Below are 14,607 nucleotides of genomic sequence, written 5' to 3'. Positions count from 1 at the left end.
GCTCACGCGGCCCGGGACCTTCCATGGTTGCGCAGGATATCCATAATTTCACAAGGGTGAAACAGTTCCTCGACCTTGCGCGCAGGCGCCGGACGCAAGGCGGCGTTGCGGAAAAGCCGCGCCCTCATCCAAGAAGTGTAGGGAACGGAGCGCAGACCAGCGCCACGGGACCGAGCCTCAGGGCCGCCCGCGGCGCGTGGGACAGCAGCAGGACCAGCGCCGCCGCGGCGACCGTCAGCAGCCCCAGCCAGGCTGGGATCCCGATCGCCCATCCCCACGCCATCACCGCGGGCGGCAGCGACAGCGCGAGCGCCAACCATCCCGCCCATCCCAGCAGGCGGCTGGTCCGGGCGGAGGGGCGGCGGGCGAAGACCTGCTCGTGATGGCGGTCCATGGCGAGCGCCAGGGCGAGCAAGCCCGCATAGGCGATGCACAGCGACGACAGGATCATGTCGGCTCCTCCACGACCGCCCCGGCGGGCAGGACGGGGGCGGGCGCCGACTTGCGGGCGAAGGCGTTCCGTCCGACCTTGCGCGCCGCGAAGCCCAGCAGCAGCCCGACCGCCAGCGCCGTCAGGTCGAAGCCGGCCAGGAGCCAGTTCCCCGCCGGCAGGCTGTTGCCCAGATGCCCGGCGGCGGTGGCGAGGTTCAGCACCGGCAGCAGAGTGAACAGCGCCGCCCCGATCCAAAGCTGTTCCGCCCAGCCGCGCCGCGACGGGCGCAGGGGGGCATGCAGCAGGGCGGCGGCCCAGGTCAGGAAGAACACGCCGATCTCCCAGCCCGCGCGCTCCTCCAGCCCTACCGGCAGCAGGCGGTTGGCCCAGAAATAGGCGGCGACGGCCAGGGGCAGGCCCGCCACCACGCCGATGTTCAGCCGGTCGGCCAACCGGTGCCCGAACGGCTCGGGACCGGCCGCCCAGTTCTCCGCCCGGCCGCGCTGCGACCGCCGTTTGACCACCCAGAGGATCAGGCCGCTGCCCACCATCACCGTCCCGGCGACGCCCGAGACGAAGAACAGCCAGCGCATGCCCGGCCCGGCGAAGCGCGCCAGATGCAGCCCCATCAGGTAATTGCCGGTCGCCATGGCCGCCGGCTGCGGGTCCGCCGGTGGGGCCTCCAGCGCCTGACCGGTCACCCCGTCGAACAGCAACCGCTCGGTCGCGGCACCGCGCCCGATGGAGTCGGACTCCGCCGGCCGCAACTCGATGGTGGCGTTGGCGCGGCCGGGGTTGGTGACGGTCAGGCTTCCCACACCGCCGCGGTCGGCCCAGCGCCGGTCCGCCTCGGCCAGCAGCGGCGCCACCGGGGTCAGCGCCGCGGTCTGCGGTGCCGGCCGGGGCGTCGAGGCGGCTCGGCGGAAGCCGCTTTCGGCGAAGTAGGCCTGCCGGTCGCCGTCGTAGGCGAGATCGACCGCCCAGGGCATGAGCATCGTCATGAACAGCAGCAGGCCGGAATAGGTGATCATCAGGTGGAAGGGCAGCGCCAGCACCGCCGCCGCCACATGCCCGTCCATCCAGGAGCGCAGCGCCGACTTCTCCGGCCGGAAGGTGAAGACATCCTTGAAGATGCGGCGGTGGGTGATGATGCCGCTGACGATGGCGACCAGCATCGCCATGGTGGCGATGCCGACGATCCAGCGCGCGGTCTCGCGCGGCATCCCGTACAGCTCGAAATGGAAGCGGTAGAGGAAGTTGCCACCGGCCGTCTCGCGCGGCTCCAGCACCGCGCCGGTCCCGGCGTCGAGCGTGGCGCGCTTCAACGCGGCGCGGTCGTTCGGCTTGGCGTCCGCCGGGCGCCAGGACACCGACACCGCCGGGGTCCGCTCACCGGGCAGCGCAATGGTCCACTGCGACGCGTCGGGGGCGAGCTGGCCCATACGCTCCACCGCCCGTTCGGCGGTCCCGGCGTCGGGGACGGAGCCGTGAAGCTCCGGCTGCATCCAGACCGTCACCTCCTGCCGGAAATAGGCGATGGTGCCGGTCAGGAAGACGGCGAACAGCAGCCAGCCGAGCAGAAGCCCCGACCAGGTGTGCAGCCACGCCATGGACTGGCGGAACCCGTCCTTCATGACGGCGCCCCCTGTTGCAGACCGTGCAGCAACCAGGTACCGCCGCCCAGCAGCAGCGTCGGCGCCAGAAGGCCGGGCCACACCCACCGCGACCGGACGGCGAAGGCCCAGACCACCGCCCCGGCGTGGATGACAAAGGACAGCATGGTGGCGGTGTAGACCGCCTCCGCCCGCGGCATCGGCAGAGCGAGAGCCAGGAACATCGCCGCCACCGCCGCCAGCGCGTAGCCGCCGCCGATGCCGGCAAGGCTGCGGGACGCCACGTCCAGGCACCGCCGCCCGTCCGGCCCGAACCTCAGCCGGGAGGGAAGAGTCGTCATCAAAGGGGTCACCCAAGCGTTCAGGACGGTCCGTCGCGTGGCCCCGGGGTTGCTCCGGCGGCGAACGGGGTGTCCAATCCGGTCCCCGCGTCACGCTCGGTGGTCATAATCGTGGAAACGACGCGAAGCGTCCATCAAAATGAGAATGACTCGCATTCTCCTGAAAGCCGGACGCCGGTAGATCGGCCCAACTCCCGACCATGTGGATTTCAAAAAACAATTCCAAACAGCTCTACCGCCCTGTAAACTATACTTGTGCAGTAGACTTGATATGAGCGCCCCGATGTCCCGCCTAGCCCCGGCCGTGAGCTTCGGTCTGACCACCCTGTCCATCGGCACGGTGTCGACGCTGCTGCTGTGGAGCGTCATGGCGCAGTGGCCGCATTGGACCCGTCATGGCGAGCCGCTGGCCTGGTTCAACGTCGGCTACGGGCTGGAACGTCTGGGCCTCGATCTGGCCTGGGTGGAGGCCTGCCGCGCCGACCCGTCCTGGCAGACCTTCCACCGCGCCGCCAGCTGGGTTCTCGGCGGCAACCTGACCATCGGCCTGCTGGTGGTGGCGGCGGTGATGATTCCGCTGTCGGTCTGGGGGGCGAACGCCGTCGAACGCGCGCTCGTTGAACGCTAAGCCAATCTGACGTTCCCCCCACCCCGGCCCTCCCCCGCTGGGCGGGGGAGGGAGATGATTGCAAAGCGGCGTCCATCCCCTCCCCCGCGTTACCGTGGAAGGGTCAGGGAGGGGGCAACGCACCCCTCACCCTACCAGCTCCCCGCAAGGCCCAGCAGTTCCAGCGCCTTGTGGCGCAGATCCACCAGCACCGGGTCGTCGCGGTGGCGGGGATAGGGGCGGTCGACGGCGATCTCCGCCTTGATGCGGGCCGGGCGCTCGCTGAACACGATGACGCGGGTGGCCATCAGCAGAGCCTCCTCCACGTCGTGGGTCACCAGCAGGGTGGTGAAGCCGGCGCGCCGCCACAGCGCGACGATCTCGCCCTGCATCTGGATGCGGGTCAGGCTGTCGAGCTTGCCCAGCGGCTCGTCCAGCACCAGCAGGCGCGGGTCGTTCACCAGCGCGCGGGCCAGCGCCGCGCGCTGCGCCATGCCCCCGGAGAGCTGGTGCGGGTAGGCCTTGGCGAAGCCGTCCAGCCCGACCAGCCGCAACGCCTCGTCCACCCGGTTGCGCCGCTGGCGCAGCACGCCCTGCGCCTCCAGCCCCAACGCCACATTGTCCCAGACGGTCCGCCAGGGGTAGAGCGTCGGGTCCTGGAAGACCACCACCCGCGACGGGTGCGGCCCGGTGATCGGCAGCCCGTCGGCCAGAATCCGGCCCGCGCGCGGCGGCTCCAGCCCGGCGACCAGCCGCAGCAGGGTGGACTTGCCGCAGCCCGACGGGCCGAGCAGCGCCACGAACTCGCCCGGCTTGGCGTGCAGGCCAACCGAGTTCAGAACGGGCAACGGCGCGCCGTGCAGGTCGAAGGCGTGGCTGACGCCCTGAACCTCCAGTTCCAGACCGGCCGGCAACTCCTGTTCCAGCGCTACCATTTCAGCAATCCCTTCTGCCAGGCGAGCAGCCGGTCGCGCGCCTTGAACAGCAGCGTGACGAGGCTGGAGCACACCAGCGCCATCACCAGCAGCGCCGCGTACATGTTGGCGTAGGCCGCCCAGCCCTGCGCCCATTGCAGGTACCAGCCGAGCCCGGCCTTGACCCCCATCATCTCCGCCACCACCAGCACCGCGAAGGAGGCGCCGAGTCCCATGAACAGGCCGACGAAGACGTGCGGCATCGCCGCCGGCACCGCCACCTTAAGCACCAGGAAGCGCGAGGACGCGCCCAGCGTGCGTGCGATGTCGTAATAGGCCGGGTTGACGCCGGCCACGCCCGACCATGTCAGGATGGTCACCGGCACGCCGGTCGCCAGCGCGATCAGGAAGACGCTGGCGCTCCAGCTCGACGGGAAGGCGAAGAAGGCGATGGGCAGCCACGCCGTGGCCGGCAGCGGCCCGATCAGCCGCAGCACCGGATGCACCCAATAGCCCACCGCCCGCGACCAGCCGATGGACACCCCCGTGACGAAGCCGACGAAGGCGCCGATCCCGTAGCCGAGCAGCAGCAGTTGCAGCGACGCCACGGTGCATTCCAGCAACCGGGGCCACTCGTCCAGATAGACCTCCAGCAGCGCCTGCGGCGGCGCGAAGAAAGGGCGCGGCAGCAGGTCGAGCTTGGCGGTGACCAGCTCCCAGCCGATCACGCCGAGCGCCAGCACCACCAGCCAGGGCGCCGCAGCCCGCAGCCGCTCCCCCACGGCGCCGAGCAGGCGCAGCAGCGGCACGGCGAAGGCCAGCGCGCCGCCGACGACCGCCAGCAGGCTGGCGAACTCGCCGGTGCGCACCCACTCCTCCGTTTCCGGCCACAAGGCGGTCAGGGCGGCGGCGGCCAGCCAGACCGCGCTGGCCGCCAACCCGCCCAGCCACAGGCGCGGGGCCGCGGGGGAACGGCCGCGGTCCGCCGCCGCCCCCCCGCCCGCCGCCAGCGCCGCGGCGTCATCGACGCTGCTCATCTCAGCCCAGCACGTCGGCGTAGACGCGGTCGGCGAACTTCGCCGTGTCGGTGCCCGGCTTGAAGACCTGCACGCTCTTCAGTTCCTCCGCGTAGAGCGCGATCTCGCGCTTGATGTCGGCGCCCACCGGGTTGTGATCGTGCGTCTGGCTGCTGAGCTGGGCGGCGAGGTCCTCGATGCTGCTCTTGGGCGAATATTGCTGGTAGACCTTGGCGGCCTCCACCGGATTGGCGGCGGAATAGTGCTGCGCCTCGAACACGGCGCGGGTCACCGCGGCGGCGGCGGCCTTGTCCTCGCGCAGCAGGCTGCCGCGCGCGCCGAGCACGCAGCAGACGCGGTTGGCGAACTCCCCCGACAGGTTGGTGGAGATCTCCACCAGATTGCCGGACTTCAGGAAATTGTAGGTCACCGGGTCCCAGTGGGCGACGGCCTGCGCCTCGCCCTTGTCGACCGCGATGGCCAGCAGGTCGCCGGGGAAGACGCGCCATTCCACGTCCTTGTTCGGGTCGATCCCCTGCTTGGCGAGCTGGATGGAGAACAAATGCTTGGCCGGGCTGGACAGATCGCTGATCGCCACGGTCTTGCCCTTCAGCCCGGCAAGGCTGGTGATGCCGCCGTTCTTCGCGGCCAGCAGGCGCATGCAGCCGCCGTGGACACCCGCGATGATGCGCACGTCGAACCCCTGCTCCAGCGGCTTCAGCCAGCGCAGCGCCATGCCATGGCCGATGTCCGCCTTGCCGGTGGCGAGCGCCTCCAGGAGCTGCTCCGTCGTGCCGGCGAAGTTGACGAACTCCACGTCAAGCCCGTGCTTCTCGAAGAAGCCGTTGTGCTTGGCAACCGCCACCGGAGCGCCGCACACCGCGCCGGTGTTCCAGGCGAGCTTCAGCGGCTTCAGCGCGGCGGGCGTCGGGGCGGCGACCAGCCGGGACGCCACGCCCGCGAAGGGCAGCGCCACCGCGCCCGCCGCCGCCACTTTCAGCAGCCCGCGCCGCGAGGGCGCCGCCGTCGAAATTCCCGAACCGTTCCGATGCGTGCTCATGGTCGTCGTCGTCCTTCGATCAGGGCGTATTCACTTTTTGTAAGTGTGAATACATGATTTTCATGGACTATATTCAACGGCATCGCGTTATAATGTCAATCTATGAAGTAGAGAAATAACGCACGGGGAGCCCCATGATCACCGCCATCGTCCGCTACCGCCTGCCCACCGCGATCGGGCGCGAGGAGTGCCGGGCGCATTTCCTGTCGATAGCGCCGGGTTTTGGCGACGTGGCGGGCCTGATCCGCAAGCAGTTCATCTGGAGCGGGACCGGCACGGCCGGGGGCGTCTACCAGTGGGAGACGCGGGAGGATGCCCAGCGCTTCTACCAGGGGCCATGGCTGGACGGCATCCGGCGGCGCTACGGCACCGACCCGGAGATCGAGTATTTCGAGACCTTCGCGGTCACCGACAATCCGGGCGGAGTGGTGCTGGTGCCGGAGTGAAGGGGGGCCGCGCTCGCCTACAAATCCGGCGGGGTGCGGGCCGGCAGATGAAGCGTCGCCAGGGTGCCGCCACCGGAGCGCGAGGCGATGGTGAAGGACCCGCCCAGCCGATCCGACGCCAGATTGTCCACGATGTTCAGGCCGAGCCCGACCGAGCCGGTGCCGCGGCGGGTGGTGAAGAAGGGCTCCAGGATGCGCCCGGCGGCCCCTTCCGCGATGCCGGCGCCGTCGTCGGCGACGGACAGCAGGACCATCTCCGGCCCCGACGCCGCGGCCCCGACCGTCACCAGCCCGTGCCGCCCCGCCGGAAAGGCGTGCTCCAGCGCGTTGCGGACGAGCTGCTCCAGGATCGCGGACAGGATCGCCGGGTTGCTGACCATGCGCAGGTCGGCGGGGCAGTCCACCGCCATGCGGTGCCCCAGCGGCTCCCACTGCGGGCGCAGGCTCTCCGTCACCTGCTCCAGGAAGGGCTTCAGCGCGATGGTCTGGCGCAGCCCGCCATGGTCCGCCGCAACCCCCTTGAAGCAGCGCACGATCTCCCCGGCGCGGGCGATGGTGCCGGACAGCAGGGCGGCCAGTTCCCCGGCGCTCGCCAGGAAGCGCTCCAGCTCGGCGCGGCGGAGTTGGTTGGCGGCCAGCCGCTCCGTCATCGCGGCGACCCGGTCGCCGAGGTGGGAGGCGCTGCCCAGCGCCACGCCGATGGGCGTGTTGATCTCGTGCGCCACGCCGGCAACCATCTGGCGCAGCGCCGCCATCTTCTCGCGCTGGGCCTGGGCCAGCTTGCGCGTGCGCTCGCGGACCAGCGCCTCCAGATGCTCGTTCTCGTCCTTCAGGCTGCGGTTGGCCCGGCGCAGCGACAGGTGGGTGGCGACGCGGGCGCGCACGATGGCCGGGCTGAACGGCTTGGTCACATAATCGACGGCCCCGGTCTCCAAGCCGAAAGCTTCCTCCTCCGGGCTGGACAGGGAGGTGATGAAGATCACCGGAACGTCGGCGGTGGCGGGATCGGTCTTCAGCAGCCGGCACACCGCGTAGCCGTCCAAGCCCGGCATCATCACGTCGAGCAGTACCAGCTCCGGCGCGTCGGCGGAGGCCAGCTCCAGCGCGCGGCGGCCGGAGGTCGCGAAACGCACCTCGTGCCGATCCTCCAGCACGCTGGCGAGCGCGCGGATGTTGGCCGTGTCGTCATCGACGATCAGAATGTGACCACCGCTCACGGCGTCGTCTCCCGGTCCCGTTCCCTAGTCCATGCGGCGGCGAGCCGTTCCAGCGCCGCGCGGGCGGCGGCGAAGTCCAACTCCTCCACAGCCCGCCCCACCTTGTCCACCGCTTCGTCATGGCCGCGCCCGGCCAGCAGGCCGCGCAGAGCGGCGAAGCGGGCCGCCGCCGACAGGCTGCCGCTGCGCAACGCCTCCTCCAGCGCGCGCAACGCCTCCTCCAGCCCGTCCGGATGGTCAAGAGGAACCACCGGGGCGTCCGGCATCCCCTCCACGGCAACCTCCACGGCGCGCAACGTTTCCGCCGAAGCCAGCGCGGGACCGAGGGCGGCGGACAGCTCGGCCACAAGGTCCGGTATCGCGTCCCACCGCTCCTCGCGCGCCGCCAGTTCCAGCGCCGCGGCGGCAGCACTGGCGGCCATCGCCCCGACCGTTCCGGCGCTGCCGCGCAGTCCATGGGCGTAACGTTCCAGCGCCGGCCCATCTCCCGCGCTGCGCACATGCTCCAGCCGGACCGGCGCGTCGCCGTAGCGGTCGAGAAAATCCAGGATCGCCCGACGCAGCGTGCGCGCCCGCCCGTTCATCCGCGCCAGCGCCGGGGCGAGGTCGAACCCCTCCAGCGAGTCGGGAAGCCCGGAATCCGTCGCCGCGGCCTTGCCAGCCGGCAGAGCCTCCCGCCGCCCGAACGGCTTCAGCCAGCGGTTCAGCACGGCGACGAGGCGGTGCGGCTCCACCGGCTTGGCGATGTGGTCGTCCATGCCCGCGTCCAGACAGCGCCGCCGCTCCTCCTCCAGGGCGTGGGCGGTCATGGCGATGATCGGCAGGCGGTCGGGACCGCACTGGCGGCGGATCGCCCGCGCCACCGCGAAGCCGTCCATGTCCGGCATCTGGACGTCGGTGAGCAGCGCGGCGTAGCCCGCCCCCGGCTCCAGCGCCAGCCGCACCGCTTCCCCGCCGCTGCCGACCGCGGTAACGGCCAGCCCGGCGTCCTCCAGCAGCTCCCGCGCGACCAGCCGGTTCACGGCGTTGTCGTCGGCGACCAGCACGCGCAGGCCGCGCAGCGCCTCGTCCACCTGCAAGCCCGCAAGCCCTGGATCGGCCGCAGCCGGCAGCGCCGTCGCAGCATCGTCCTGCACGCCGACCGTGACCGTGAAGCGGAAGGTGCTGCCCAGGCCGGGCGCGCTGTCCACGGCGATGCCGCCGCCCATCATGACGGCCAGCCGCCGGCTGATCGCCAGCCCCAGCCCGGTCCCACCGTAGCGTCGGGTGGTCGAGCTGTCGGCCTGGGCGAAGGGCTGGAACAGGCGGGCCACCTGCTCCGCCGTCATGCCGATGCCGGTGTCGCGCACAGCGAAGCGCAACTCGGCCTCCGTCTCCATCTCCGCCTTTTCTGCCGCCCGCGGCGCGGCGGTCACGCCGAGGACCACGCTGCCGCTCTCGGTGAACTTCACCGCGTTGTTGACGAGGTTGAGGAGCACCTGCCCCAGCCGCAGCGGGTCGCCCAGCAGGGCGTTGGGCACATCCGGGGCGACCTCCAGCCGCAGGGCCAGCCCCTTCTCCTCGGCGGACAGGGCGGCGGTGCCGGCCACCATGTCCAGCACGGCCGACAGGTCGAAGGGCACGCGCTCCAGCGTCAGCATGCCCGCCTCAATCTTCGAGACGTCGAGGATGTCGTTGATGATCCCCAGCAGCGCGGTGGCCGACGCGCGGATCCGCGTCAGGTAGCCGCGCTGGCGCGGCGGCGGCCCGGCGCGCAGGGCGAGGTGGCTGAGGCCGAGGATGGCGTTCATCGGCGTGCGGATCTCGTGGCTCATGTTGGCCAGGAAATCGCCCTTGGCGCGCGACGCCTCCTCGGCGCGGCGGCGAGCCTCCTCCACCTGCTGCTGGCGGCGCGCGATCTCGTCGAGGAAGTGGCGGATCGAGCGGGAGATGGTGGCGATCTCGTCGGTGCCGCCGTCGGGCAGCGGCGTCTCCCGCCCCTCCACCCGGTCGAGCACCGCGTCGTTCAGCCGGACCAGACGCAGGGTGAGGAAACGGCGCAAGTACAGATACACACCGAGCGCCACCAGGAAGCCCAGAGCGCCCAGCCCGATCAGGATGCGGTTCTGCGAGGCGGCCAGTTCGGACAGGCCGTCCGCCTCGCCCGCCGCCGCCGCGTTGATCCGTTCGAACAGCGCATGAGAGATCTTCACGACCTCCTCGACCATCACCAGCACTTGGTTGGTCAACGCCTTGCTGCGGGCGATGGCCGCCTGCCGCTCCATCAGGCTGGGCAGCAGGCCGGTGGGGCCGAGCAGCGCCACCTCCAGCCGCCGGTGCAGGGCGGCGAAGCGCTCCGCCTGCTCCGGCGGAAGCCCGGCGTGGAGCGCCGGCAGGGCCGACAGCGCCGCCGCGGCGTCCCGTTGGGCGCGCGCGATCTCGCGCTGGAAACGGCTGTTGCCGGCGTGGGTGCTCTCGTTCAGCACGCGGTTGACCGTGTTGGTCCAGGCGGTCAGCGGCCCCAGCCGGTCCGGCGGCAGGGTCGGCAGCACGGCGGCGACCAGAGCGCCGGCCTCGGCCGACAGGCGGCGGGTCTCGTCCAGCGCGTCGTCGGTGCGCGCCGCCGCGTCGATGCGCTCGGCCACCAGCCGGTCGAGATCCGCCACCGTCGGGACGAGCGTCCCCAGGACACCGGCCAGCGTGGCGCCGCCCTCGATGTCCGACAGGGCTTGGGCCGACCGGGTGACCGCCGTCAGGTTGGCGGTCAGCTCGGCCAGCGTGACCCGCCGTTCGGGGTGGCTGGCCGCGCCGCCCAACCGGGTCGCCTGCGACAGCACCTGTTGCAGGCCGCCGTTCAGCATCGCCCCGGTGGTGATGCGCGGCAGCGCCCCGTTGGACAGGTCCGACAGAGCGTGGCGGAATTGCGCCAGATCGTAGAGCGCCGCGCCCGACACGCCCAGCAGCACCCCAACCATCACCAGCAGGCCCAGCCCGACGCGCCGCCCGACGCCGCCCCGGAAGGGGGCGCGCGGGACCGGAGCGGTCGAGGCTGGCTCCGTCGTCATCAACGCTCGGTGATGCGGCCGTCGATGCGGGGCGACACCGTCCCCCGGTCGGTCAGGTGCTGCGCCATGATCTCCCACAGCAGCTTGCCGCTGGCTCCTGAGGAGGCGCTTGGCGACTTGAGCATGCCGTAGCCGTCGCCACCCTGGGCCAGGTAGTTGGGCAGGGCCACCGAATAGCTGGCGTTCGGGTCGAGCGGCTTGCCGCCCACCGTGACGGAGACGACGCGGCTGCCCGCCGGCTGCTTCAGGTCGTAGACCACCGCCATGTTGGACGGGTGGAGGAAGCTGCCCTTCTGGTTATCCACCCCGGCGGCGCTGACCTCCAGCGCCTCGCGCAGGGCCTTGCCGGGCAGCGTCACGGCGATGATGGTGTCGCGGAAGGGCAGTTCGCGTTGGATGTCGCGGCGGGTCAGCACCGTCCCCGCCTCGTACTGGCGGTTGCCGCGGATGTTGCCGCCGTTGATGAAGGCCGCGTCGGTGTTGAAATGGCCGCGCATGGCGTCGGCGATCAGCGAGGCGAAGGCGTTCTCGCCGGTGCGCACCGCGGCGCGGCGGGTGTCGAGCGGGGTCGCCGTCGTCCCGATGTTGATGTCCAGCAGCTCCGACAGCCGGGCCAGATAGACGCCGACCCGCTTTTCCATCGCCGGGTCCGGCGGCAGCCCGGCGAGCGGCACGATGTCGGCGCCGGCCAGCGCGGGCGGCGCCTTGCCGTCGCCGTCCAGACGCACGACGAAGGCCGACCCCTTCACGTTGACATGGACGCCGAAGAGCTTGCCCTTATCGGTCTCAAGCACGTCCTTGCCGGTGGCGGAGAGCTGGAGAAGCGCGTCGATGGCGGGCTCGCCGCGCAGCGCCTCCACGGCCTCCGGGGCGTTGTCCAGGATGGCGACCACATACTCCGCCCCCTGGGCGCGCAGGGCGCGGGCCTCCGCCGCGATCGTGGCGGGAGGGCGCACCTCGATGTCCGGCACGATGTACTGGACGGTCAATTCCGGCGAGATCGCCGAGACCACGCCGATCTTGCCCACCGGCGTGTCGAGCAGCACCGACGGTTCCAGCCCCTCCATCACCTTGCCGGTGTTGCGGTCGATGGTGGTGGCGCTGACGAAGGGAAAGCGCGCCTCGTAGCTGCGCAGCGTCAGCTCGTCCTTGCCGAAGCCGAGGTCGCGCTTGGTCACCGCCATCATGTCGGGCTGAAGCTCGTTCAGCAGGTCGATCATGTGGGCGCCGCGGTCGAAGGTGGACAGGACGCCCGCGGTCAGCGACGCGCCGCCGTGCAGGAACAGCGTGTTTCCCTCCGCCCGTTTGGTGCGCAGCAGCGTGGCGAGGTTGGCGAGGCCACCCTCGCCCTCCACCGGCTCAATGTCGGCCATCGTCGAGGTGAAGACGATCGACAGTTCCGCCGCCGACGCGGCCGGCGCGAAAGCGCCGAGCGCCGCGACGGCGCAGGCGGCCACGACGGCACGCCAGCCGGAAAAACGCCCCATCCCACCATTGCCGCGCTTCGGCATGGGTACCCCCTCCTGCCATCCCTGTTCCTTCAGGATGGTTCTTCCCGTATTCGGGCGGGGGAGTTCAAGGCATATCCATGCATGCCGGGGAACATTCCGGTGACAAAACCACCCTTCTCGCGGAAGAATGGGCGGGAGGATCGCCTCAGACCGCCGCCTCGTCCTGCCAGGGGTAGGCCAGCGGAACCTCACGGAAGGCGAAGCGGTCGAGGTGGCGTTCCAGCGCCCCCTTCAGGGCGGCGAGATGCTCGGCGGAACTGGTGTCCAGCCGGCAGTCCAGCGCGTCCGGTCGGGCCTGGAGCGTCAGGATGGCGTCGCCCGGCCAATCGGCGCCGCGGGCGTTGTGCGGGAAGACGACGCTCCCCGCCTCCGGCGTGTACTCCACCGTCAGATTGTGCGCCCAGTGCTTGCAGAGCTGCTGAAGGTAGCGGCTGCCGTTCGGGGTCGGGACGCGGACGCTGCTGGCGTGTCTCATGATCATCCTTCTGTGCGGTGATGGTGCTTTTCAGGGAAGACGTTCGATGCGCTGGGCCGCCTCGTCGATGATCGAGACGGCGGCGTGCACCGTGTCCGCATCGACGCCCTCGCGCCCCAGCCGGTGCATCAGCACGGCGCGCAGATTCTCCATGGCGCGGCGGATCGGGGCGCCGTCGGTGTGCTCCCGCCGGGTCGCCAGGGTGGCGAGACGGGCGAACAGGGCGTCGACGGTGTCTTTGTCCTGGACGAGCTGGCCGGCGCCGTCCGGTGTCACGACGAAGGGCTTGCGCGCGCCTTCGGCGTCCGCCTTGGCGATGTGGCCCATCTCCTCCAGCAGCGACAGGGTCGGGTAGATCACGCCGGGGCTGGGCACATAGCCGCCGCCGGTCAGTTCCTCGACGGCGCGGATCAGGTCGTAGCCGTGCCGCGGCTCGTCGGCGATCAGCCGCAGCAGGACCAGCCGCAGTTCCGACGATTCGAAGACGCCGCGCCGGCCGCCGCGGCCCCCGCGCCGCTCGTGACGCTCATGGCCACAGCCGCCCTCCGCGGCGTGACGGCCGCCGCCATGGGGGCCACCATGGGGGCCGGGATGATGGCGGCGCATCCGGCCGCAGAATGGATGCGGGAAAAACCTCATGACAGAGGCTCCTCTGTGTTTCGATAGGTCAAAGATATATCGTGACATGTCGAGACACAAGCCCTGCCCTGGCGGTTTTCCCTCTCCCGCCCCGGGAGAGGGTGGCGCCGGAGGCGCCGGGTGAGGGTTGCGCGAGAATCAAATCGCTGATCCTTGCCGGTACCCTCACCCTCCCACCGCTTCGCGGCGGGTCCCTCCCTCTCCCGGGACGGGAGAGGGAAAGCGGAAATCCTGAGCTACGCCCGCCAAGCATACTGCGAATGCGAGCAATTCGCATTGACGATCCGCAGCAATCCGGACCACAGTGCGCCCGCCCTTCCGGCATAGGCCGTCCCGGCAAAGTTGAAGGAGAGTCAAGGATGAAGCTGACCCGACGCCACGCCCTCGCCATGACCGCCGCCGTGGTCGGCCTCGCCGCCCTGGCGCCCGTTCCCGGCCACGCCCAGGGCATGACGGTGCGGCACGCGCAGGGCGAGACCCGGCTTCCCCCGAAGCTCGACCCCGTCCTGGTCTTCGACATGACCTCGCTCGACACGCTGGACGCTCTGGGCGTCGCGATCGCCGGGGTGCCCACGGGGCTGAAGCCGCCGCACCTCGCCAAGTATGACGGGCCGTCCTACGCGAAGATCGGCACCATGTTCGAGCCCGACTACGAGGCGGTGAACGCCGCCGAGCCTGGCCTGATCATCGCCGGCGGCCGGTCGGCTCCGAAATACGCCGAGCTGTCGCGCATCGCGCCGACGCTCGACATGACGACCGACCAGACCGACTTCCTGGCCAGCTCCATCGCCAACGCCGAGACGCTGGGCCGCATCTTCGGCAAGACCGCCGAGGTCAAGCAGAAGCTGGACCGGCTGCGCGCCTCCATCGCCGAGCTGAAGGCGGTGGCGGGCAACGCCGGCAAGGGCCTGCTGGTCCTGACCACCGGCGGCAAGATGAGCGCCTACGGGCCGGGGTCGCGCTTCGGCATCCTGCACTCGGAGTTCGGCATCCAGCCGGCCGCCCCCGGCCTGAAGGTCGCCAACCACGGGCAGGCCATCTCCTTCGAGTTCATCCTGGAGACCAACCCGGACTGGCTGTTCGTGATCGACCGCGACGCCGCCATCGGGCAGGACGGCAAGCCGGCCCGGCAGTTCCTCGACAACGACATCGTCCGCCGCACCACCGCCTGGCAGAAGAACCAGGTCGTCTATCTGAACGGCGGCAACTGGTACATCGTCGGCGGCGGGCTGTCGGCGCTCCAGCAGGATGTGGACGACCTCCTGGCGGCGCTGTCCAAGAAGTCCTGATC

The 14,607-nt window shown here is 70.8% G+C and carries 14 protein-coding genes; 3 read left to right on the top strand and 11 right to left on the bottom strand.

Annotated elements, in window-relative coordinates; all coding sequences use genetic code 11:
• Positions 1-124: 124 nt before the first annotated feature.
• Genes H0B54_RS24300 through H0B54_RS24290 form a run of 3 tightly spaced genes read right to left on the bottom strand, consistent with a single transcriptional unit; the run spans position 125 to position 2,387 of the window.
• Positions 125-451 carry a DUF3325 domain-containing protein gene (locus H0B54_RS24300; RefSeq protein ID WP_188262453.1) on the bottom strand — a complete coding sequence of 109 codons (327 nt, stop codon included), beginning with the start codon at positions 449-451 and terminating at the stop codon, positions 125-127.
• Entirely contained in the window at positions 448-2,067 is a 1,620-nt protein-coding gene (locus tag H0B54_RS24295) for a PepSY-associated TM helix domain-containing protein (protein ID WP_188262452.1), read from the bottom strand. The genes H0B54_RS24300 and H0B54_RS24295 overlap by 4 nt, the downstream gene beginning before the upstream one ends.
• Entirely contained in the window at positions 2,064-2,387 is a 324-nt protein-coding gene (locus tag H0B54_RS24290; protein WP_188262451.1) for a DUF3649 domain-containing protein, read from the bottom strand. Before H0B54_RS24290 ends, H0B54_RS24295 begins: the two co-directional genes overlap by 4 nt.
• Positions 2,388-2,670: 283 nt before the next feature.
• Here H0B54_RS24290 and H0B54_RS24285 point away from each other — a divergent pair, with 283 nt between their 5' ends.
• Complete coding sequence (locus H0B54_RS24285; protein WP_246472744.1) at positions 2,671-3,015, top strand: hypothetical protein; 345 nt, start codon at positions 2,671-2,673, stop codon at positions 3,013-3,015.
• Between the two features lie 131 nt (positions 3,016-3,146).
• On the opposite strand, the gene H0B54_RS24280 is transcribed toward H0B54_RS24285, so the two are convergent.
• The 3 genes from H0B54_RS24280 to H0B54_RS24270 are packed head-to-tail and all read right to left on the bottom strand — an operon-like array spanning position 3,147 to position 5,984.
• The gene (locus tag H0B54_RS24280; RefSeq protein ID WP_188262449.1) at positions 3,147-3,929 is read right to left on the bottom strand and encodes an ABC transporter ATP-binding protein; all 783 of its coding nucleotides are present in this window, start codon (positions 3,927-3,929) and stop codon (positions 3,147-3,149) included.
• Entirely contained in the window at positions 3,923-4,945 is a 1,023-nt protein-coding gene (locus H0B54_RS24275; RefSeq protein ID WP_188262448.1) for an ABC transporter permease, read from the bottom strand. Before H0B54_RS24275 ends, H0B54_RS24280 begins: the two co-directional genes overlap by 7 nt.
• A 1-nt stretch (position 4,946) precedes the next feature.
• Positions 4,947-5,984, bottom strand: a complete 1,038-nt coding sequence (locus tag H0B54_RS24270; protein WP_188262447.1) for an ABC transporter substrate-binding protein — start codon at positions 5,982-5,984, stop codon at positions 4,947-4,949.
• A 134-nt stretch (positions 5,985-6,118) separates the two neighbouring features.
• Here H0B54_RS24270 and H0B54_RS24265 point away from each other — a divergent pair, with 134 nt between their 5' ends.
• Positions 6,119-6,430 (top strand): hypothetical protein, encoded by a 312-nt coding sequence (locus H0B54_RS24265; protein ID WP_188262446.1) that lies wholly within the window; start codon positions 6,119-6,121, stop codon positions 6,428-6,430.
• A 17-nt stretch (positions 6,431-6,447) separates the two neighbouring features.
• On the opposite strand, the gene H0B54_RS24260 is transcribed toward H0B54_RS24265, so the two are convergent.
• The 5 genes from H0B54_RS24260 to H0B54_RS24240 all read right to left on the bottom strand — a co-directional run bounded on the left by H0B54_RS24260 (position 6,448) and on the right by H0B54_RS24240 (position 13,316).
• Positions 6,448-7,647, bottom strand: a complete 1,200-nt coding sequence (locus tag H0B54_RS24260) for a response regulator (protein ID WP_188262445.1) — start codon at positions 7,645-7,647, stop codon at positions 6,448-6,450.
• A complete protein-coding gene (locus H0B54_RS24255; RefSeq protein ID WP_246472743.1) occupies positions 7,644-10,691 on the bottom strand; it encodes a hybrid sensor histidine kinase/response regulator in 3,048 nt (1,015 codons plus the stop codon). Before H0B54_RS24255 ends, H0B54_RS24260 begins: the two co-directional genes overlap by 4 nt.
• Entirely contained in the window at positions 10,691-12,202 is a 1,512-nt protein-coding gene (locus H0B54_RS24250) for a bifunctional metallophosphatase/5'-nucleotidase (RefSeq protein WP_188262443.1), read from the bottom strand. The genes H0B54_RS24255 and H0B54_RS24250 overlap by 1 nt, the downstream gene beginning before the upstream one ends.
• 145 nt (positions 12,203-12,347) lie before the next feature.
• Positions 12,348-12,677 carry a DUF2218 domain-containing protein gene (locus H0B54_RS24245; RefSeq protein WP_094306560.1) on the bottom strand — a complete coding sequence of 110 codons (330 nt, stop codon included), beginning with the start codon at positions 12,675-12,677 and terminating at the stop codon, positions 12,348-12,350.
• 30 nt (positions 12,678-12,707) lie between these two features.
• A complete protein-coding gene (locus tag H0B54_RS24240) occupies positions 12,708-13,316 on the bottom strand; it encodes a PadR family transcriptional regulator (RefSeq protein ID WP_246472742.1) in 609 nt (202 codons plus the stop codon).
• 359 nt (positions 13,317-13,675) lie between these two features.
• On the opposite strand from H0B54_RS24240, the gene H0B54_RS24235 reads away from it, so the two are divergent.
• A complete protein-coding gene (locus H0B54_RS24235) occupies positions 13,676-14,605 on the top strand; it encodes a siderophore ABC transporter substrate-binding protein (protein WP_188262442.1) in 930 nt (309 codons plus the stop codon).
• Positions 14,606-14,607 lie beyond the last annotated feature (2 nt).

The organism is Azospirillum tabaci, from assembly GCF_014596085.1.
Taxonomy (GTDB): Bacteria; Pseudomonadota; Alphaproteobacteria; order Azospirillales; family Azospirillaceae; genus Azospirillum; species Azospirillum tabaci.
The sequence above is the reverse complement of the archived record's forward strand: the minus strand, read 5'-3'. Positions and strand labels throughout refer to the sequence as shown.

What these genes read in the sequence shown, in the direction of transcription:
- H0B54_RS24300 (WP_188262453.1), bottom strand. Translation starts at nt 451, where the DNA reads ATGATCCTGTCGTCGCTGTGCATCGCCTATGCGGGCTTGCTCGCCCTG.
- H0B54_RS24295 (WP_188262452.1), bottom strand. Translation starts at nt 2,067, where the DNA reads ATGAAGGACGGGTTCCGCCAGTCCATGGCGTGGCTGCACACCTGGTCG.
- H0B54_RS24290 (WP_188262451.1), bottom strand. Translation starts at nt 2,387, where the DNA reads ATGACGACTCTTCCCTCCCGGCTGAGGTTCGGGCCGGACGGGCGGCGG.
- H0B54_RS24285 (WP_246472744.1), top strand. Translation starts at nt 2,671, where the DNA reads ATGTCCCGCCTAGCCCCGGCCGTGAGCTTCGGTCTGACCACCCTGTCC.
- H0B54_RS24280 (WP_188262449.1), bottom strand. Translation starts at nt 3,929, where the DNA reads ATGGTAGCGCTGGAACAGGAGTTGCCGGCCGGTCTGGAACTGGAGGTT.
- H0B54_RS24275 (WP_188262448.1), bottom strand. Translation starts at nt 4,945, where the DNA reads ATGAGCAGCGTCGATGACGCCGCGGCGCTGGCGGCGGGCGGGGGGGCG.
- H0B54_RS24270 (WP_188262447.1), bottom strand. Translation starts at nt 5,984, where the DNA reads ATGAGCACGCATCGGAACGGTTCGGGAATTTCGACGGCGGCGCCCTCG.
- H0B54_RS24265 (WP_188262446.1), top strand. Translation starts at nt 6,119, where the DNA reads ATGATCACCGCCATCGTCCGCTACCGCCTGCCCACCGCGATCGGGCGC.
- H0B54_RS24255 (WP_246472743.1), bottom strand. Translation starts at nt 10,691, where the DNA reads ATGACGACGGAGCCAGCCTCGACCGCTCCGGTCCCGCGCGCCCCCTTC.
- H0B54_RS24250 (WP_188262443.1), bottom strand. Translation starts at nt 12,202, where the DNA reads ATGCCGAAGCGCGGCAATGGTGGGATGGGGCGTTTTTCCGGCTGGCGT.
- H0B54_RS24245 (WP_094306560.1), bottom strand. Translation starts at nt 12,677, where the DNA reads ATGAGACACGCCAGCAGCGTCCGCGTCCCGACCCCGAACGGCAGCCGC.
- H0B54_RS24240 (WP_246472742.1), bottom strand. Translation starts at nt 13,316, where the DNA reads ATGAGGTTTTTCCCGCATCCATTCTGCGGCCGGATGCGCCGCCATCAT.
- H0B54_RS24235 (WP_188262442.1), top strand. Translation starts at nt 13,676, where the DNA reads ATGAAGCTGACCCGACGCCACGCCCTCGCCATGACCGCCGCCGTGGTC.